This window comes from Streptomyces endophytica, from assembly GCF_026153355.1.
Classification (GTDB): domain Bacteria; phylum Actinomycetota; class Actinomycetes; order Streptomycetales; family Streptomycetaceae; genus Streptomyces; species Streptomyces endophytica.
On record NZ_CP110636.1, the window covers coordinates 2,289,723 to 2,308,654 of the forward strand.

Annotated in this window: 10 protein-coding genes, 1 tRNA gene, 4 pseudogenes and 1 riboswitch; of the genes and pseudogenes, 6 read left to right on the forward strand and 9 right to left on the reverse strand. The window is 73.4% G+C overall.

Annotated elements, in window-relative coordinates; translation table 11 throughout:
- Positions 1–271: 271 nt before the first annotated feature.
- Complete coding sequence (locus OJ254_RS10345) at positions 272–520, reverse strand: hypothetical protein (RefSeq protein ID WP_265362109.1); 249 nt, start codon at positions 518–520, stop codon at positions 272–274.
- A 278-nt stretch (positions 521–798) separates the two neighbouring features.
- Between OJ254_RS10345 and OJ254_RS10350 the strand changes: the two genes are divergently transcribed.
- Together OJ254_RS10350 and OJ254_RS10355 are read left to right on the forward strand one after the other, a co-directional pair.
- Complete coding sequence (locus OJ254_RS10350) at positions 799–3,018, forward strand: DEAD/DEAH box helicase (RefSeq protein WP_265362110.1); 2,220 nt, start codon at positions 799–801, stop codon at positions 3,016–3,018.
- A gap of 183 nt (positions 3,019–3,201) precedes the next feature.
- Positions 3,202–3,274: transfer RNA gene (locus OJ254_RS10355), tRNA-Lys, on the forward strand.
- 109 nt (positions 3,275–3,383) lie between these two features.
- On the opposite strand, the gene OJ254_RS10360 is transcribed toward OJ254_RS10355, so the two are convergent.
- Together OJ254_RS10360 and OJ254_RS10365 are read right to left on the reverse strand one after the other, a co-directional pair.
- Entirely contained in the window at positions 3,384–5,594 is a 2,211-nt protein-coding gene (locus tag OJ254_RS10360) for a LysM peptidoglycan-binding domain-containing protein (protein WP_265362111.1), read from the reverse strand.
- 162 nt (positions 5,595–5,756) lie between these two features.
- Complete coding sequence (locus OJ254_RS10365) at positions 5,757–6,239, reverse strand: hypothetical protein (protein WP_265362112.1); 483 nt, start codon at positions 6,237–6,239, stop codon at positions 5,757–5,759.
- A 403-nt stretch (positions 6,240–6,642) separates the two neighbouring features.
- Between OJ254_RS10365 and OJ254_RS10370 the strand changes: the two are divergent.
- Positions 6,643–7,726: pseudogene (locus OJ254_RS10370) on the forward strand (PP2C family protein-serine/threonine phosphatase).
- A 102-nt stretch (positions 7,727–7,828) separates the two neighbouring features.
- Here OJ254_RS10370 and OJ254_RS10375 read toward each other — a convergent pair.
- On the reverse strand, positions 7,829–9,148 hold the full coding sequence (locus OJ254_RS10375; RefSeq protein WP_265362113.1) for a DUF2332 domain-containing protein: 1,320 nt from the start codon (positions 9,146–9,148) through the stop codon (positions 7,829–7,831).
- Between the two features lie 306 nt (positions 9,149–9,454).
- A riboswitch (cyclic di-AMP (ydaO/yuaA leader) is annotated at positions 9,455–9,597 on the forward strand.
- Between the two features lies 1 nt (position 9,598).
- Here OJ254_RS10375 and OJ254_RS10380 point away from each other — a divergent pair.
- Positions 9,599–10,846 carry a M23 family metallopeptidase gene (locus OJ254_RS10380; RefSeq protein ID WP_265362114.1) on the forward strand — a complete coding sequence of 416 codons (1,248 nt, stop codon included), beginning with the start codon at positions 9,599–9,601 and terminating at the stop codon, positions 10,844–10,846.
- Between the two features lie 248 nt (positions 10,847–11,094).
- Positions 11,095–12,013: pseudogene (locus tag OJ254_RS10385) on the forward strand (aldo/keto reductase).
- An 86-nt stretch (positions 12,014–12,099) separates the two neighbouring features.
- On the opposite strand, the gene OJ254_RS10390 reads toward OJ254_RS10385, so the two are convergent.
- On the reverse strand, positions 12,100–12,402 hold the full coding sequence (locus OJ254_RS10390; RefSeq protein ID WP_265362115.1) for a hypothetical protein: 303 nt from the start codon (positions 12,400–12,402) through the stop codon (positions 12,100–12,102).
- 124 nt (positions 12,403–12,526) lie between these two features.
- Between OJ254_RS10390 and OJ254_RS10395 the strand changes: the two genes are divergently transcribed.
- The gene (locus tag OJ254_RS10395; RefSeq protein WP_265362116.1) at positions 12,527–13,456 is read left to right on the forward strand and encodes a YDG/SRA domain-containing protein; all 930 of its coding nucleotides are present in this window, start codon (positions 12,527–12,529) and stop codon (positions 13,454–13,456) included.
- Here the strand turns inward: OJ254_RS10395 and OJ254_RS10400 are convergent.
- The 4 genes and pseudogenes from OJ254_RS10400 to OJ254_RS10415 form a co-directional block, all read right to left on the reverse strand.
- On the reverse strand, positions 13,380–14,777 hold the full coding sequence (locus tag OJ254_RS10400) for a PrsW family intramembrane metalloprotease (protein WP_265362117.1): 1,398 nt from the start codon (positions 14,775–14,777) through the stop codon (positions 13,380–13,382). The two genes, OJ254_RS10395 and OJ254_RS10400, sit on opposite strands and share 77 nt — an antisense overlap.
- Before the next feature lie 28 nt (positions 14,778–14,805).
- Entirely contained in the window at positions 14,806–15,525 is a 720-nt protein-coding gene (gene trmB, locus OJ254_RS10405; RefSeq protein ID WP_423836008.1) for a tRNA (guanosine(46)-N7)-methyltransferase TrmB, read from the reverse strand.
- 209 nt (positions 15,526–15,734) lie between these two features.
- Positions 15,735–16,953: pseudogene (gene lhgO, locus OJ254_RS10410) on the reverse strand (L-2-hydroxyglutarate oxidase).
- A 261-nt stretch (positions 16,954–17,214) separates the two neighbouring features.
- Positions 17,215–18,659: pseudogene (locus OJ254_RS10415) on the reverse strand (NsdA family TPR-like regulatory protein).
- Positions 18,660–18,932: the final 273 nt, after the last annotated feature.

Genomic DNA, 18,932 nt, shown 5'->3' on the forward strand with positions numbered 1-18,932 from the left:
GCGTCAGCGACCCGGGGGAGCCCAAGCCGTCCGGCGGCGCCGCGCGGCACGACGGCAAGGGCGCGCGGCCCGGACCCGGCGGGCCGACCGCCGACGGGCGCGGCGCCGGAGCGCGGCAGCTGGGCCGCAACGGCGGGGCCCGCCCGGCCGACGGGGACGAGAAGCCGGGCAAGAAGTCGAAGTCCGCCAAGCCGAAGGCGTCCGAGGCCGGGACGACCCCCGGTCCGGTGGAGCCCTCGGGCCCGGAACCCGGCGCGGGCGACAGCGGTGGCTACGGCGGACCGCACGGACCCGCCGGCCCCTCGCCGTCCCACTCCGCCCGGCCGTCCTCCCCGCCCGTGACCCCCACGCCCCCCAGCACCCCCACCGCCGCCCCGACCCCGCCGCCGAGCACCCCGGCACCCCCGCCGACCGCGCAGGCGTCCGGGCCGTCCCCGGTCTCGCCGATGTCGTCGCTGGCCGAACCGGGGGAGCCGGGGACCCGGGCACCATGGACGAGGGGGCCTGAGGCGGAGCTCACAAGGGGGAGCGGAGGCGGAGAAGTGGGCCGAAAGGCGCGGGGTGGGACCGGGCGGACCCAGAGCCCGGCCCGAAAGCCCTGGTCAGCGGCTCATTTGCCATCCGGGGGAGGAGTGCGTATGGTGGTAGATCGTTTGATCCCATTTGCCCGGCGCCAGAACAGAAGCGCGCCGCGTGGCGCGTTCTCTCCCTTGCCGTGGCTGACCGCATTGAGGCGGTCGTTGTGAAACACACGGAGTTTGGGCGCGTGCCGAGACTCCGGAAGGTTTCGCATTTCGCATGTCCATTTCCACTGATCAGTCCGTCATGCCCGCACACGACGAGCAGGACGAGCGGCCGGCCGCCGAGGTGACCGAGGCCACGGACACGTCCGACGCCGAAGCCGCGGCGGACGCCCAGGCCGACGCCGACGCCGACGCCATCACCTTCGCCGACCTCGGCCTCCCCGAGGGCGTCGTGCGCAAGCTCGCGCAGAACGGCGTGACGGTCCCCTTCCCGATCCAGGCCGCGACCATCCCGGACGCGCTGGCCGGCAAGGACATCCTCGGCCGCGGCCGCACCGGCTCCGGCAAGACCCTCTCCTTCGGTCTGCCCACCCTGGCCCGGCTCGCCGACGGCCGCACCGAGAAGAAGAAGCCGCGCGCCGTCATCCTCACGCCGACCCGTGAGCTGGCCATGCAGGTCGCGGACGCCCTCCAGCCCTACGGCGACGTGCTCGGCCTGAAGATGAAGGTCGTCTGCGGCGGTACGTCCATGGGCAACCAGATCTACGCCCTGGAGCGCGGCGTCGACATCCTCGTCGCCACCCCGGGCCGGCTGCGGGACATCATCAACCGCGGCGCCTGCTCCCTGGAGGACGTCCAGGTCGCCGTCCTCGACGAGGCCGACCAGATGTCCGACCTGGGCTTCCTGCCCGAGGTCACCGAGCTGCTGGACCAGGTGCCGTCCGGCGGTCAGCGGATGCTGTTCTCCGCCACGATGGAGAACGAGATCGGCACGCTGGTCAAGCGTTACCTGACCGACCCGGTCAGCCACGAGGTCGACAGCGCCCAGGGCAACGTCACCACCATGACCCACCACGTCCTGGTCGTGAAGCCGAAGGACAAGGCGCCGGTCACCGCCGCCATCGCCGCCCGCAAGGGCCGCACCATCATCTTCGTCCGCACCCAGCTGGGCGCCGACCGCATCGCCGAGCTGCTCGTCGAGTCCGGCGTGAAGGCCGACGCGCTGCACGGCGGCATGACCCAGGGCGCGCGCACCCGGGTGCTCGCGGACTTCAAGGACGGCTACGTCAACGCGCTGGTCGCCACCGACGTCGCGGCCCGCGGCATCCACGTCGACGGCATCGACCTGGTCCTCAACGTCGACCCGGCCGGTGACCACAAGGACTACCTGCACCGCTCGGGCCGTACCGCCCGCGCCGGCCAGTCCGGCACGGTCGTCTCGCTCTCGCTGCCCCACCAGCGCCGGCAGATCTTCCGCCTGATGGAGGACGCCGGTGTGGACGCCTCCCGGCACATCGTCGGCTCCGGCGTCTTCGACGAGGACGTCGCCCGGATCACCGGCGCCCGTTCGCTCACCGAGGTCCAGGCCGAGTCCGCCAACAACTCCGCCAAGCAGGCCGAGCGCGAGGTCGCCCAGCTCACCCGTGAGCTGGAGCGCCTGCAGCGCCGGGCCGCCGAGCTGCGCGAGGACGCCGACCGGCTGACCGCGCGGGCCGCCCGCGAGCGCGGTGAGGACCCGGCCGAGGTGCTGGCCGCCGCCGCCGAGACCACCGCGGCGGAGGTCGCCGCCGAGGCCGAGGCCGCCGAGCGGAGCGCCGCCGACGAGCGTCGCCCGGCCGCCTCCGACCGCCGCGACGACCGGGGCAACTTCGAGCGCCGTGACCGTCGCGACGACCGTGGTGGCTTCAACCGTGACGAGCGTTCCGGTGGCCGGTCCTTCGACCGTGACCGTCGTGACGACCGTGGTGGCTTCCGCCGGGACGACCGCGGCGACCGTGCCGGCGGCCGTTCCTTCGACCGTCGTGACGACCGCTCCGGTGGCCGTTCCTTCGACCGTGACCGCCGCGACGACCGGGGTGGTTTCGAGCGCCGGGACCGTCGTGACGACCGTCGCGACGACCGTGGTGGCTTCAACCGTGACGAGCGTTCCGGTGGCCGGTCCTTCGACCGTGACCGCCGTGACGACCGCTCCGGTGGCTTCCGCCGGGACGACCGCGGCGGCTTCAACCGCGACCGCAACGACCGGGGCTTCAACCGCGACCGCAACGACCGCCCGAGCCGCCCGTTCCACCGCGACGACCGCTCCGGCGGCTACCGTTCCGGTGGCGGCGACCGGCCCTTCAACCGCGATGACCGCTCCGGCGGCCGCCCCTCCTCCGGTGGCCACCGCTCCGGCGGTGACCGCCCCTACGGCCGCCGCGACGACCACCGTGGCGCCACCGCCGGCTCCTACGGCCGCCGCGAGGACAAGCCGCGCTGGAAGCGCAACGGCTGATCGCTGACCGACGCCGCTCACCACCGGGCCCGTACGCACGCAAGTGCCGTACGGGCCCGGTGCGTTGTACGGTCGCACCGCCCCGCCCGAGGGGCCGCCGCACGGCCCGCGGCACCCCTGTGACCTGGCCGTTCGGTAATGCCTTCGGGCTGCGGCACGACCTCGGGCTATGCTGCTCGGTGCGGGCCATTAGCTCAATTGGCAGAGCAGTGGACTTTTAATCCATTGGTTCAGGGTTCGAGCCCCTGATGGCCCACCGGAACACCCCAGGACACGTCGCCTGAGGTGCGGTTCCACGCCCCGGCCGGAATTCCCCGGCCGGGGCGTTCCGTTTTGCCGTACGTGCCGCACCGGCGTGTCGGGGGTCAGTCGAGGCCGAGGACCTGGCCGGGGAGGATCCGGTCGGGGTCGGTGCCGAGGGTGTCGGTGTTGGTGCGGTAGAGGTGGGCCCAGGTGGTGCCGTGGGTGGCGGCGATGCTGCCGAGGGTGTCGCCGGGGCGGACGGTGTAGCGGTGGGGGCTCGTGGTGCCGGGTGCCCGGCCGGCGGACGGGTCCGGGGCGGGCTGCTGCGGGCAGGGGTGCTGGGCGGTGGCCGTGGGGCGTACCGGCTGGGGGGTCAGGGGCGTGCAGACGGGGGTGGCCGCGCCGATGAGTTGGACCAGGCCCACCCCGCCGGTGGGCGGCAGGAGCGCGGACCAGTTGTTGGCCAGCCATACGTTGCCCGAGGGGTCGATCTGTACCGCGGTCAGGTGCTGGATCGCCTTGTGGTGGAAGCCCGTGGCGGGGGACAGGGTGGTGCCGGTGGTGGCGCCGGGCGGGCAGGCGGTCAGGTTCTCGCCGCACAGCAGTGACACCGAGGCGTTGCCGAAGCCGGCGACCCACACCCGGTCGGAGCCGTCGACGGCGATCGACCAGGGGAAGACGGTCCGGGCCAGCCGGTGGACGCCCGCGACGGTGCCGTCGGGGCGCAGTTCGGTGACGGTGCTGTTGAAGAAGCTGGGTACCCAGGCGTTGCCGTGGGAGTCCAGGGCGAGCCCCAACGGCCCTTGGAACGAGCTGCTGTTGATGGTGGTCCGGGTCGTGAAGTCCGGTCCGATGAGGGTGACACTGCCGCCGAGCCGGCCGGGAGTACCGGCTCTGCGGGAGTCCAGGAGCTGGCCGAAGTCCATCTGGCTGTTGGTGATCCAGGCCCGGCCGCGGGCGTCGATCTGGAGGCCGAAGGGGTGGTTGAGGCCGCTGTGGGGGAGGGTGAAGGCCTTGGCGGGGTCGCCGTGCGGATAGACGACGACGCTGCCCAGACCCGGTTTGCCCCGCAGGCCGAAGGAGTTGGCGATCCACAGGTTGCCGCGCTGGTCGACGGCGACGCCCTGCGGGCGGTCGAATCCGCCGTTCGCCCACCCCGTGGGGGGTGAGAGTGGGGTGCCGGTGGCCGAGTACTTCGTCATGGCGCCGGTGACGTAGCTGGGTGCCCACACCGAACCGGCGTGGTCGACGGCGATGCCCCACGCTCCGCCGTTCATCCCCCCGCCGCTGAGGGGGCTGCCGAGGACCGGGTGGCCGGTGGGGTCCAGGACGCTGACGTAGCGGCTGGCGGTGTGGGTGCCCGGCAGCCAGTTGTTGGTCGCCCAGGCGTTGCCGCGTGCGTCGAAGGCGATGCGGCCGGGGGCGTACAGATCGGTGTCGGTGTAGCGCAGGGCCAGGAGCCAGCTTTCGGGGGGCGCGGTGAGCGCGGGGGTGTGGCCGCCGGTGGTGCGGGCCAGGGCGTACAGGCCGGCGGTGGAGAGGGTCGGATGATGGGCCAGGGCCAGCAGGGCCTGCACCGTGTCCGTGGGGGCGGGGCCGCCGCGGGGTGTGGCCAGGCGCAGCAGTCGCGCGCACCGCGGGCCGTCCGTCGTGCATGCGGAGACGAGGTCGGCCAGGGTGCCGAGCGTGGCCAGGGTTTCGTTGCGGGCACCGTTGGCGGCGCCGGTGACCACCCGGCCGGCTTTTCCGGTCGTCGGGTCGGCGAGGTTGAAGGAGGTCGCCGCGGCGTTCTCCAGCCCCGGGGCGGGCCCGGCCACCTGGCGGCCGCTGTCGAACTGCGCCAGCGCGTAGGTGGCCGCCACGGTGGTGAGTTCATCGACCGTCACCCGGTCCAGGGTCCGCGGCCGGACGGCGCCACCGGACCCGACCCCGACCACCGCCCGCAGCCGCAGCCTGCGCCCGCTGGTGGCCTCCACGTACAGGACCCCGCCGGCGGGCCGGGCGTACCGGATCCGGAAGGCCCCGGCCGCGTCGGTGCGGGCCCGGCCCAGCTCCCTGCTGCCCTCTTGCGAGCCCGCCCACAACCGCACCGACACCCCGCGCAGCGGCTGTCCCGCGCCGGTCACCGCGCCGTGCACCGTGCCGCCCGACGGCGTGACCGGCCGTGCGCCTGACGGGCCGGCGGCCAGTGCCAGCGTGACCGCCGCCGACGCCGCGGCGAGGGTGGCGCCGGCCGCCGGCACCGGCCGGGCCCAGCGCGGCCGGCGGCGCCGGGCGGGGCGCCGGAAGGCGTGCCGGCGGAAAGCGTGCCGGCGTACGGCGGGTCCGGTCATGGCGTCACAAGCCTTTCCACGAGGCGCAGCAGGGCCGGCCGGGCACGGATGTCACCGCTGAACGGGGCGGGTGCTGCGCATACCGGATCCACCACGTCCAGGCGTCCGGAACGCCACGCGTGCTGCGCCGTCGGGACGGACGCCGGCCCCGGGCGGGCCGGCTCATCCTTCCGGTCGGCCCGGGGCACCGCCCGCACCCCTGTCGGTCTCCGGCGTGCGGAGGGTGAACCAGCCGATCCTCGACGCGCCGGACAGCCAGATCGCGCCCAGGTACAGGCCCGGCTCCACCTGGCGGATCTCATCGCGTACCTCGCGCGCGACCAAGGACGTGCGCGAGTAGTCGATGACGATGCACTCCCGCTCGTCCAGCAGGCTCGGGCCCGGAGCCACCCTGGCCAGCACCGCCAACGTGTCGAACGGCCCGAGCCGGTTGCTCAGGTAGCCGCCCTCCGGGCTGAACACCTTTCCCCGCCACACGGCCAGCCGCACCAGTGCCGCGATCGGCTGCACCAGGCTGGTACCGGCCCCCAGGATCGCGGTGCCCTCCATCGGACCGCGGGGCACCTCACCGGCCGGAGCGGCCCGGAACACCTCTTCCAGCCGGCCGTCATCAGCCGCCAGCAGAACACTCTCGGTCAATGGCACAGTCAGCCTCCAGCAGTCGTCACCGGCCCTCCGCGGTCCTCCCGGCGCCTGCCGCACCTCGGCGGGACCGGATCGGGAGGACCACCGCCGCGGCCCGGCCCGAGCCCGCGCAAGCGGTCAGCTTCACCATGGACGCCCCCGCACCGCGCCACCACCCTGATACGGCCGATCAGCGACCGGGGCCGGCGGAACCGTTCCGCAGCGACCCGTCCGGCCCCCGTGGATTCGCCGGGCCGTCCCGGAGCGGACAGCCTGGGGACGTCGAGGTGACGTCGGCATGCGGCCGGTATGCCGGTGCTCGTACGGCGGACGGGCGGAGCGGGGAGAGGCCAGGCCGGTGCGGATGCTGCAGGGCGACGGGCCCTCCACGGGCGACGGGGAGCGCCGGGCGCGCCGGGCGCGGATGTCCCCGGTGGGCCGGAGCCTGGCCTGCTGGCTCCCCGCCGTCCTCATCATCGGCGGCCTCGCGTTCGACATGGCGACGCCGCCCAGCTATACCGCCGCCCCTTTCTTCTCCGCCGCCCCGCTGGTGGCGGCGCCGCTCTTCTCGCTGCCCGCCACCGCCCTCACCGCCCTGGCCGCCATGGCGGGTGAGTCCATGGTGGTGACGTACCGCAGCGCCGCCCAGGACACCCACGAGTCGGTGACCGAGATCGCGACCGTCTTCGTGGTCGCCCTGCTGGCGCTCGCCATCAACCGCGTCGTCCGGATCTCCGACGCCCACCTGGCGTCCGTACGGGACGTCTCGGAGGCCGCGCAGCGGGCCGTCCTGCCGGCGCCGCCCGAGCGGCTCGGCGGGCTCGCGGTCGCCGCCCGGTACGTGGGCGCACGGGCGGACGCCCGGATCGGCGGCGACTTCTACGCCGTGCAGGACACCCGCGCACGGCGTACGGCTGATCGTCGGCGACGTCCGCGGCAAGGGCCTGGAGGCGGTGGAGGCCGCCGTGGTCGTCATCGGCGCCTTCCGGGAGGCGGCGGAACAGGAGGCCACCCTGGAGGCGGTGGCCGGCCGGCTGGAGCGGGCACTGCAACGGGAGGGCGGGCGGCGCGCGGGGCTCGACCGGTACGAGGGGTTCACCACTGCGGTCCTGGCCGAGATCCCGGCCGGCGGGCGGTCGGTGCTGCGGGTCCTCAACCGCGGCCATCCGGCGCCCCTGTTGCTGGGCCCGGACGGCGGGCTGTGCGAGCTGACGCCCGCCGCGCCGGCGCTGCCGCTGGGGATGAGCGAGGTGGCGGGCTGGCCGGACCGTTCCGACGAGTCGTTCTTCCCGGCCGGCGCGCTGCTCCTCTTCTTCACCGACGGGGTGACCGAGGCCCGCGACCTGCGCGGCCGCTTCTACGACCCCGCGGACAAGCTCCGCGGCCGGCACTTCCCGGGCCCCGGCAGCCTCCTGGACGCCCTCATCGAGGACGTCGCCCGGCACACCGGCGGGGCCCCGGCGGACGACATGGCCCTGCTGGCGCTGCAGCGGCCGATGGGGGAGTGAGAGCGCGGCGACCCGCGGGGGTACGCGCAAGGCCGCCGGCCCGGCGCGCTCCAGCGGGCCGACGCTCTGACAAGGGATTGCCGGAGGGCTGTCAGGGGCCCACTACAGCGGGCGGAAGCTCTGTCCGTGCGGGCCGGTGAGCGCGACCGGGTGCCCGTCCAGGGCGAGGGTCAGCTGCAGCGGGTCGTCCGGGCGCGGGGTGCGGTGCGCGGGCAGGGGGAGCCACGGCAGCACGGAGTGGTGCTCCTGGGAGACCCAGTGCCCGCCGCCCTCCCGCCCGTCGAGGACCGACCGTACGAGCCGGGCGAACTCCTCGCGCCGGGCGAGCGGCAGATAGCTCAGCACGGAGGTGTGGAACACGACCAGCGTCGCCCCGGCCGGTGCCTCGGCCGCCAGCGCGGGCAGTTCGTCGATCAGGTCCCCGCGGACGATCCGCGGCCGCGGCACCGCCCGTACCGCGTCGACGGCCGCGGACAGCCGGTCCGCCCGCGCCTCGTCGCCGGGCCAGACGAGCGACCGCAGCCAGCGCAGGTCGTCCGGCTCGGCGACCGGGTCGAGCGGTGCGAGATCGATCCCGGCCCGCCAGACGACCTCGGGGAGACGGGCGGGGACGTGCGGTCCCTGCCCTGCCGGCGCCGGTGCCTGCACCTGACAGGGGAAGACCACGGGGCTGTCGGGTGCGCCCACTTCGACGAACGGGGCGTGCGCTCCGGCGTCGACGACCCGGTGGTGGGCTCCCGTTCCGCGCCCGCCCGGGTGGCCGGGACCCGGCGCGCCCGCGTCCCCGTATCCGTGCCCGTCTTCGTACCCGTAGCCGTCTTCGGATCCGTATGCATACGTGTACCGATAGCGGTCCGGGTGCAGACACAGCCCGGCCGAGGTGCCGACCTCCAGCAGGGCCAGCGGCTGGGGCAGCCGGGCGAGCAGCGGCAGCAGGGTGGCGCAGCGGGCCGGTTCGTTGGTCTGGGTGCCGCGGCGCATGATGACGTCCCGCACCTGGTCCCAGTGCCGGATCGTCCATTCGCGCCAGCGGCCGTACGCCGCCGCGCCGCGCGGGCCCTGCTCCGCGTGCGGGCCGTCGAGATGGCGGACGGCGGCGAGCAGGAGCTGGGGCTGCTGCTTGTTGCCGGGCGGCAGCGACCCCGCCAGCAGCTCGCACAACTCCTGGTCCTGGCCGATCCGTGCGCTCAACTCCTCGTGGGCGTCGGACCGCCCGCGCGCCTCACGCCAGGAGAACTCCTGGTACCGCCGCGCCACGTCCTGGGCGCTTCCGGTCGTGCCACCGCGGTGGCCGGGACGGCCGTGGCGGCCGGGACCGGTGTTGCGGAGGCGTTCGGCGGGTCCGGGGCTCTCGGCGTATCCGGGACTTTCGGAGTGTCCGGGGCGCTCGGAGTGTCCAGGGCGCTCGGCGTTGACGACCATGATCCGACGTTACTGTCTTCACGTTCCGTAAGGGGCAGGCACCCCTCCGCATAACAACTGACGCACAATCACCGAGAGATCGTTTAGGCGCGGCACGGGGTGGTGCGGCCAACTCGCCCGATTTATGGCCATGGTGACCGGAAAAGACCACGCCAAAGCTGGTGCGCGAGGCATATGGATTCCCGGGAAGGCTTGGAAAACCGCTGCGATCTCTATTACTGTCCGATAACGCAGCGCGGTCGTCCCAGCCGCCGCAAGAGGCGGCACCGCGCGCCGACGCCGAATCCCGCACGCGCTTTTCACGCATCTCCAGCATCTCGAACTGCACCAAGGGAACCGGGGAACCACCACCTTGGGGTGAATCGGACGCCTTCGCCAGAGGGTGCCCGTAGGAGACCTTCCTGCTCCGAACCCGTCAGCTAACCCGGTAGGCGAGAAGGAAGGAAAGGAGTGCGCCCCCGTGGCGTCCAACAGGCCCCTCCCGAGGCTCCGTCCACCTACGAGTCCGACGACCGGGGCCCGGGTGCCCCGTACGCGTCGGGCGCCCCCCACGCCTTCGCGGCTTCCGGCGACCCCGCTTTCGTCACTGACCCCGCTTTCGTCACCGACACCCGTTTCGCGACGGCCGACAGGACGAAGGGTGACGCCGACGGCCAGTGGGAGGAATGGAACCCCACCGAGGAGTCCGTCCGTCCGGTCCGCGGCAAGCACCGGGTGGCCAAGCAGCGCGGCGGTGGACTCGCCCGTGGCGGCACGGTCCTGGGCGTCGGCGTCATCGCGGCGGTCGGGGCGGGCGGGATGGCCACGGCCGAGGGCCGGCCGCCGGTGCCGATCTCGATGCCCGACCTCGGCGGAGTGGCCGACGCGGTCGCCGACCACCTCCCGGACGCCGCCTCCCTGCCCGGCGTCGGCGACCTGATATCCGACGGCGGTTCGCACGACGACGGCGGCGCGCACACCGCTTCCGCCGCCACCTCCGCCGACCCGCTCACCGGCCCGGGCAGGGACACGGACGCGGGATCGAGCACGGGCACGGACGCGGGCTCCGGCGCGAACGCCGGCGAGGCGCTGCGCAGCCGCATCCTCCAGCAGGCCGACACCCAGCAGGGCGCCGCCGAACAGGAGGCCCGCGAGGCCGCCGAGCAGGCCGCGATCAAGCAGGCCGCGACGGACGCCGCCGCGGACCTGAAGTCCGCCGAGAAGGCCGCGGCCGCCAAGAAGGAGGCGGCGGCCGAGGCCCGGCGCAAGGCCGAGGAGGAGGCCCGCCAGAAGGCGGAGGCCGAACGCCTCGCGAAACTGGCGCAGAGCTTCATCACCCCGGTCTCCTCGTACACCCTCACCGCGGGCTTCGGGCAGGCCGGTGACCGCTGGGTCGCGGACCACACCGGCCAGGACTTCGCCGCCCCGACCGGCACGCCCGTGAGGGCGGTGCACTCCGGCACCATCACCCAGGCCGGCTGGGCCGGTTCGTACGGCTACCGCATCGTCCTGACCCTCGACGACGGCACCGAGCTCTGGTTCTGCCACCTGTCCTCGATGGTCAAGACCTCGGGCAAGGTCAGCACCGGCGACGTCATCGGCCGGGTCGGCGCCACGGGCAACGTCACCGGCCCCCACCTCCACCTGGAGGTGCGTCCCGGCGCCGGCGACCCGATAGACCCGATGCCCTGGCTGCGCGACCACGGCGTCAACGTCTGAACACCTGACGGGCGAGGCGGGGCGGGGCGGGACGGGCGGCCACGGTGCGACGGTGGCCGCCGTCCGCGGAACAGGAATGTCCGCGGAACGGGGATGCCCGAGAAAAGGGGATGTCCGAGTAACGAACATGCCCGAGAAACGGGGATGCCCGAGGACCGGGAACAACTCCGTCAGCGGGAATAACCACCCGCCCCGCGACGCTGCCCCACCATGAGCGCGACAAGCAACAATTCCCGCACCCCAGGGCCCTGGGCTCGCTGTCCGTCTCCCCCTCTCCCTCGGGGGCAACGTCTTCGGCTGGACCGCCGACGAGGCCGAGTCGTTCGCCGTACTCGACGCGTACGTGGCGGGCGGCGGCAACTTCATCGACACCGCCGACGTGTACTCGGCCTGGGTGCCGGGCAACAAGGGCGGCGAATCCGAGACGGTCCTCGGCAACTGGCTGGCCTCCCGCGGCCATCGCGACGACATCGTCATCGCCACCAAGGTCGGCGCGCACCCCGACTACAAGGGGCTGTCCGCCGCCACCATCAAGTCCGCGGTCGAGGAGTCCCTCACCCGTCTCCGCACGGATTACATCGACCTCTACTACACCCACTACGACGACGAGTCGGTCGAGGTCGGCGAGTTCCTGACCGCCCTGGACGACCTCGTCCGGGCCGGCAAGGTCCGGGAGATCGGCGCCTCCAACATCTCCGCGCAGCGCCTCGCGGAGTCCCTCGCCTTCTCCGACCGCGAGGGCGTGGCCCGGTACGTGGCCCTGCAGCCGCACTACAACCTGGTCTCCCGCGACACGTACGAGGGCGAACTCGCCGATGTGGCCGCCCGCAACGGCGTGTCCGCGGTGCCGTACTACGCCCTGGCCTCCGGCTTCCTGACCGGCAAGTACCGGCCGGGTGCCGCGGTCGACAGCGCCCGGTCCGGGAAGGCCGCGCAGTACCTGTCCACCGACCGCGGCCCCCGCGTCCTGGAGGCCCTCGACACGGTCGCCGCCGCCCATGGCGCCGAGCTCGCCACTGTCGCGCTGGCCTGGCTCGCCGCCCAGCCGACGGTCGCCGCCCCGATCGCCAGCGCCCGCACGACCGGCCAGCTCGCCCCCCTCCTGGCCGTCACCGAGCTGACCCTCACCGCCCCGAACTCACCCTCCTGAACGAGGCGTCGGCGTAATCCGGGACACGGGCCCGCCGCAAAGGGAAGGAGCGGGGCCCCAGGGCTCCGCTCCTTCCCTACGCACCGCAACGCCGCCGGGCGCCCTACCCCCGCCGGTCCACCACCGCCCAGGACGCCAGCGCCACCCCACCCGCCACCGCGAACACCGAAGGCCAGGCCCCGATCTTCTTGGCCAACGGATGCGACCCCACGAACGCCGCCACATAGGCCCCACTCAACGCGGCCGCCGTCTTACCACCGGCCTTCCGCTGCCACTCCCGAGCCGCCACCGCACCCGCCGCAGCCAACGCCACACCCCCCAACGGCCGCTTCTTCGTCCACCGAGCCACCCCATAACCCCCGAGCAACCCACTCGCCGCCACCACACTGCTCGGAACGCCGGTCATGCCCACTCCACTCCTCAGAAGAGACACCAGAGAAACCACAGAAGAGACAACTTCTGTGAGCCTACGCCCGGGATTCCCGCACCGGCCGATGACGTAGCGATCAAGCAGTTGGCAGTATGCGGGCATGGCGAAGAAGAACGCGGCGAACCCCGTGAAGTTCGGGACCCCACCGGGCGTCGTTGAAGGTCAACACTTCACGAGTCATGCGGAGTTGCATGCGAAAGGCGTGCACCGGCAGAGCGGGTTGGGCATCTCCGGAACCGCTCATCAGGGCGTCGATTCCATCGTCCTTTCCGGCGGCTACCTCGACGACGAGTACGGGGAGTCCGAGATCACTTACACCGGCGAGGGCGGACGCGACCGCGCGACCCAGCGCATGGTGGCCGATCAGACGATGGACTCGCGCGGTAACGCCGGATTGTTGCTGAACCAGGCGCTGGGGAATCCGGTACGCGTCATTCGCGGTCTGGACATCAAGCGGCAGAAGGCCACGGGTGGCTATGAGTACTGCGGCCTGTTCCGAGTCGCGGAGAGCTGGACCACGGTCGGTAAGGAAGGCTTCCGCATTTGCCAGTTCCGGCTCCTCAAGCTGGCACCCGGCGAATCGCCGAAGCCGCAGCCCGTGGCCCCGGACGGTGAGCAGACGACGGACCTGGAAGAGCAATTCCGCCGTACCGTCGCCTACGAACGACGCATACGTGACTCTGCCGTCGTACGCGCGGTCAAGCGGATGTATGACCACACCTGCCAGGCATGCGGACTGCGGCTGGTGGTGTCACCTGAGGGTGAGGCGATCAGCGAAGCCGCGCACATCCAGGCCCTGGGCAAGCCGCACAACGGGCCCGACACGGTGGAGAACGTGCTGTGCCTCTGTCCGAACTGCCACGCCCTCTTCGACCGGGGCGCCCTCCAGCTGACCGACGCCTATGAGGTGATCGACGGGCTGACGCAGAAGTTCGTGCGTGCGCTGACGCGGGTCAAGGAGCACCAGATACGGATCGACTGCATCCGTCAGCATCGGTCGCGTTGGGCGGACCGTCCGTACGGCGGCTAGTCCGCAACGCACACGTCAACGCCGGCCGCCCCCACCTCTGGTAATGCCTGACCCGTTGCAGCAGGTACTGCTCGCGGGTGGTGAAGTCCGGGTCCGGGCCCCTGAGGTGGGCGCGGCGGCGGTGGAAGGAGAGGGCGGTGGCGGCGGTGGTGTAGGCGGTGACGGCGCGGGCCGCGGCGGGGCCCTGGGTGCGGCGGGCGATGTCGCGGGCCAGGGCGCGGGTCTTGAGGGAGGACAGGGCGTCCGGCTCGGCGGGGGTGAGCCAGCCGGCCGTGATGTAGGGGGCGAGGTAGCCGGGGAGGGAGAGGAGCTCCTGTTTGCGGGCCCAGACGGCCAGGGACGTCAGGGCGAGGAAGACCGGGACCATGAAGAGCCCGTAGACGAGGAGGAAGCCGGCGTCGCCGAGGGAGGAGGCGGCGTTCCAGATGGCGTGCAGGAGGACGGCGGTGAGCAGGCCGAGGACGGCGAGGCCGATACGGGCGGCGCGGCGGCGGGGGTAGCGGGTGGCGGCTATGCCGAAGGCGAGGCCGGTGAGGATGGTGAAGAGGGGGTGGGCGAAGGGGGAGATGATGATGCGGACGAAGAAGGTGCCCACGGTGAGTGAGTCCAGGCCGCTGTGGCCCATGGACCGGTCCTCGCCGAAGGCGTTGCCCAGATAGACGATGTTCTCGGTGAAGGCGAAGCCGGTGGCGGTGATGCCGGCGATGACGATGCCGTCCGTGATGCCGTCGAAGTCGCGCCGGCGGAAGCGGTAGAGGAGCAGTACGGCGGCGGCCTTCACCGTCTCCTCGACGACCGGGGCGATCGCCGTCGCGCCCCAGGTCTCGGCCTCGGAGGGCGAGGCGGACGCGATGTTGGCGGCGATCCAGTCGGTGGCGAAGCCGTTGGTGACCAGCGCCACCAGGGCCGCGGCACACGCCCCCCAGGCGAAGGCGAACGCGAGGTTCCGCCGGGGTTCCGGCTCGACGCGGTCGAGCCAGCGGAACGCCGCGAGCAGCAGCGGCACCGGGAAGACCGCGAGCCCCAGCCCGACGAGCAGGCCCTCGGTACCGGTCTCCCGGCGGACCGTCCCGACGATGATCCCGCCGGAGAGCGCGAGCAGGGATATCAGCGCGGTGGCGCGGAGCGTCCGGCCGCGGGTCCGGTCACGAGGCGTATCGCGGCCGGCACCGCGGGGCGTATCGGCGGTCGTGTCGCGCGGCGTGTCCCCGGTCGTCTCCCGGGGGGTGCCGTTGTTCGTGTCGCGGTTCGTACGGCGGAGCGTGCCGCGCCAGAGGGCTCTCCGGCGCGGCTGCGGCGGTGGCGGAACGGGCGGGTGCACCCCTCGACCGTAACGAGCGGCGGCGGTCTTACGCGCCGCGGCGGCGGAACAGCAGGTCGTGGACGGTGTGGCCCTTGTCCAGGCCCTGGCCCTCGAACTTGGTGAGGGGCCGGAAGTCCGGACGTGGCGCGAAGCCGGGGTAGAGGTTCTCCAGCGTCGGCTCGGCGGAGAGCACGTCGAGCATCTGCTCGGCGTACGGCTCCCAGTCGGTCGCGCAGTGCACCAGCGCGCCGGGCGCGAGCCGGGTCGTCACCAGGGTGAGGAACTCCGGCTGGATCAGGCGCCGCTTGTGGTGACGCTTCTTGGGCCACGGGTCGGGGAAGTAGACGCGCAACCCGGCGAGGGAGCCCGGCGCCAGCATTTCGCGCAGCAGGATGATCGCGTCGCCGTTGGCCACCCGGATGTTGGACAGGCCGTTCCGCTCCGCGAGACCGAGCAGATTGCCCTGGCCGGGGGTGTGCACGTCGCAGGCGAGGATGCCGGTGGCCGGGTCGGCGGCGGCCATCTGCGCGGTGGCCTCACCCATGCCGAAGCCGATCTCCAGCACGACCGGCAGGCCGCCGAAGAACGCGTCGAGGTCCAGCCGCGACAGCCCGTCGATGTCCAGGCCCCACGTCGGCCACAGCCGGCGCAGCGCGTCGGCCTGCGAGGGCGACACCCGGCTGCGGCGGGGCTGGAAGGACCGGATCCGCCGCTCGTGGTGCGACCCCGCGGGGTCGGCCGCGGGCCCGGTGCCGTCGGGGAACATCGGCTCGCCACGGCGCGGCGCCGGCGCGGCACGCCGACCGTCGGCCACGGCCACGGCTTCCACAGCGTCTGCTGCCACGGCGTCGGTCACGGGGGCGGGGGAGGGGATGCGGTTCTCGGACACAGTGGTTTCGATTCTACGGGGGTGCAGTGCGGGCTCCGGATCGCCGCAGCCCACGGACGCCTCCCCGCTCTGTCCGGGGGACACCCCTAGCTCCGGGCCGCCTCCAGCACCCCCAGCGCCCGGCGGGCCACCTCGCGGCCGATGGGCAGGGAGGCGGTGGCGGCGGGGACGGGGCGTTCAGGACGTGGATCATGCCGGGGGATTCGGAGAAGAGGAAGTCGTCGACGAGGGTGCCGTCGGGAGGACGGCCTGGGCGCGGACGCCGGCCGGGCAGGGGAGGAGGTCCTCCTCGCGGGCTGCCGGGAGGAGGCGACGGACCGCGTCCGCGAAGGCGCGGCGGGAGAGGGAGCGGTGCAGTTCGCCGGCGCCGTAGCGCCAGTGGCGGCGGGCGATCCGCCAGGAGCCGGGGTAGGCGAGGGTGCCGGCCAGCTCGCCGGGGCGGACCGTGCGCCAGTCGTAGCCCTCGCGGGCCAGCGCGGGGACGGCGTTCGGGCCGATGTGGACGGCGCCGTCGATGCCGCGGGTGAGGTGGACGCCGAGGAACGGGAAGGCGGGGTCGGGGACCGGGTAGACCAGGCCGCGGACGAGGGCGGCGCGCTCCGGGGCGAGGGTGAAGTACTCACCGCGGAAGGGGACGATCCGCATCCGGGCGCATCGCCGGCCAGCCGGGCGATCCGGTCGCAGTGCAGCCCGGCGCAGTTGACCAGGGCGCGGGCGCGGTGGACCGTGCCGTCGGCCGTACGGACCGCCACCCGGCCGGGGCGGCGGCCGATCATCGTCACCTCGGCGCCGTAGACGATCCGGGCGCCGGCGTCCGCGGCGAGCGCGCCGAACCGGCGGGCGACCGCGCCGAAGTCGCAGATGCCGGTCGTGCCGACATGGATGGCGGCCAGGCCGCGGACTTCGGGTTCGTACTCCGCTATCTGGGCCGGGCCCAGCTCGCGGACCGGCAGGCCGTGCTCGCGGCCGCGCTGGATCAGGCCGTGCAGCCGGGGCAGCTCGCTGCGGTCGGTGGCGACGATCAGCTTGCCGGTGACCTCATGCGGAATGTCGTGTTCGGTGCAGAATTTCACCATTTCCGCCGAGCCCTGGAGAGCGAAGCGGGCCTTGAGCGAGCCGGGCGGGTAGTAGATGCCGCTGTGGATCACTCCGCTGTTGCGCCCGGTCTGATGCCGGGCCGGGCCCTGCTCCTTCTCCAGCACCACGACGCGCGTGCCCGGCGCGGGCGCGCGTGATCGCATACGCCGTAGAGAGCCCGATGATGCCGGCGCCGATCACCAGCACGTCGCAGTCGTACGACGACACTGCACCTCCCCAACCGCATGCCCAACCGCATGACCGCAGGCCCGACCGTCACCGCGGGCCCGCGCGCCATCCCGACGACGTATCCCATCATGACGGCCCGCACTGACAATCCCGTCGGCATTTCCGCTCGGCGTGCGTTCACCGGCACCCCGGAGGCGGGCCCGGTCGCGGACCACCGCCCGGCCCGCCGGCCCGCCGCCCGGCCCCCGGCCCGCCGGCCCCGCCGCCCGGCCGGCCCGGGGCAAGAACCTCCCCGCCTCGCTACGCCGGCGCCGCCAGCAAGGGTCTCGCCCGTTCCCGCAGCTCCACGACCCGCGGCTCGTCGCCGTACGGTTCGAGGCGGTGCAGCAGATCGCGGACGTACTCCGTCGTACGGGCCGAGGAGATCCGGCCCGCCACCTCGACCGCACGGGCGCCCGCCGCGCAGGCCGCGTCCAGATTGCCGGACTCCAGTTCGGCCACCGCGGACACCACCAGTCGCAGGCCGTGCGACCGGACGAACTCCTCGGTCGGCCGGGACAGCGCCTGCTCGGTGAAGCGGCGCACCTGGCGGGGCAGCCGCAGGTCGCGGTAGCACTCGGCCGCGTCGGCGGCGAACCGCTCGTACGAGTAGAAGTCCAGCCACGACGGGTCGGGGTCGCCGCTCCGGGACCGCTCCAGCCAGCCCTCGGACGCCTTCAGCGCCACCTCGCACGCCCGCGCCTCACCGGCCTTGGCCTGCGCCCGCGCCTCCACCAGTCGGAAGAAGCTCATGGTGCGGGCGGTGGCCAGACCGCGGTTGCGCTCCAGCGCCGCCTGGGCGAGGTCGACGCCCTCGTCGGCGAAGCCGCGGTACGTCGCCTGGAGGGACATCGAGGCGAGGACGTACCCGCCGAGGGGACGTCGGCGGCCGCCCGGGCGAGCCGCAGCGCCTGGATGTAGTAGCGCTGCGCGGCCTCCTGCTGGCCGGTGTCGAAGGCCATCCACCCCGCGAGCCGGGTGAGCTCGGAGGTCGCCCCGAAGAGCGCCCGGCCCACCTCGTCGCTGTACGAGGCGAGCAGCAACGGCGCCGCGTCCACCCGCAGGCACTCCGGCACCATGGACGAACGCCAGTCCCCGCCGCCGTACTTGGAGTCCCAGCGGCGCGCGTCCTCCGCCGCCTCGCGCAGCTTGCTGACGTCGCTGTGGCCCACATGCTGCGGGATCCCCGCGTCGCCGGCCGCCGCGGCGTCCTTGTCGCGCGCCTCGGCCGCCTCCCGGGCCACCGAGCTGTCGGCCGGGATATCAGCCAGCGCGAGGCGGGCGTGGCGTACGCGCTCACCGCGAAGGATCCGGCCAGGCTCTGCCAGATGCCGCCCCGCCGCCCGCCGCCCGGCCAGATCGAGACGGTAGAGCTCGGTCGCCGAGCGCACCGCGGCGCCCACATCGCGCGGGAAGGCCAGACCGACCTCGGGTGCCGGGTCCGCGTCGGCCAGCCCGATTTCGTGCAACGGCACCGGTCGGCCCAGCTTGCTGCCGATCGCGGACGCGATCAGATGGGGCGCGGCGCCCTGCGGCACCATGCCCTTGGAGACCCATCGCGCCACCGACGTCTTGTCATAACGAAGCGTCAGCCCGCGCTGCGCGCCGAGGTCGTTGACCCGGCGGGCCAGTCCGGCGTTGCTGATACCCGCGAGGGCGAGAACGGTGCCGAGCTTCTCGTTCGGCCCGCGTATATCCCTGGACATGCGCACCCCTCGACACAGCGACAGCCGCCCCGCTACCCCGGGGCATGCGTCCACCCAGAGTAGTTCGCCGGATCCCGACCGTTAAGGGTCGGTCTCCCGGATGGCGAGATTCATGTTCAGACAGGGGTGCGGGAGTTGGCATGTGCTCCGGGTACGTGTGCCCGTGCGCCTGTCCGTGCGCGCTGGTCGCCCGACCTCGGGAGCGCTTCCATGGCTGGTGCGTGGGTCGGCCCGCTGCACTGGATCCAGTGGGCTGGGGGACACCGTCACCTC

Coding starts and splice junctions, on each gene's coding strand:
- OJ254_RS10375 (WP_265362113.1), bottom strand. CDS start 9,148: ATGGTCGTCAACGCCGAGCGCCCTGGACACTCCGAGCGCCCCGGACAC.
- OJ254_RS10360 (WP_265362111.1), bottom strand. CDS start 5,594: ATGACCGGACCCGCCGTACGCCGGCACGCTTTCCGCCGGCACGCCTTC.
- trmB (WP_423836008.1), bottom strand. CDS start 15,525: ATGTTCCCCGACGGCACCGGGCCCGCGGCCGACCCCGCGGGGTCGCAC.
- OJ254_RS10350 (WP_265362110.1), top strand. CDS start 799: ATGTCCATTTCCACTGATCAGTCCGTCATGCCCGCACACGACGAGCAG.
- OJ254_RS10390 (WP_265362115.1), bottom strand. CDS start 12,402: ATGACCGGCGTTCCGAGCAGTGTGGTGGCGGCGAGTGGGTTGCTCGGG.
- OJ254_RS10395 (WP_265362116.1), top strand. CDS start 12,527: ATGGCGAAGAAGAACGCGGCGAACCCCGTGAAGTTCGGGACCCCACCG.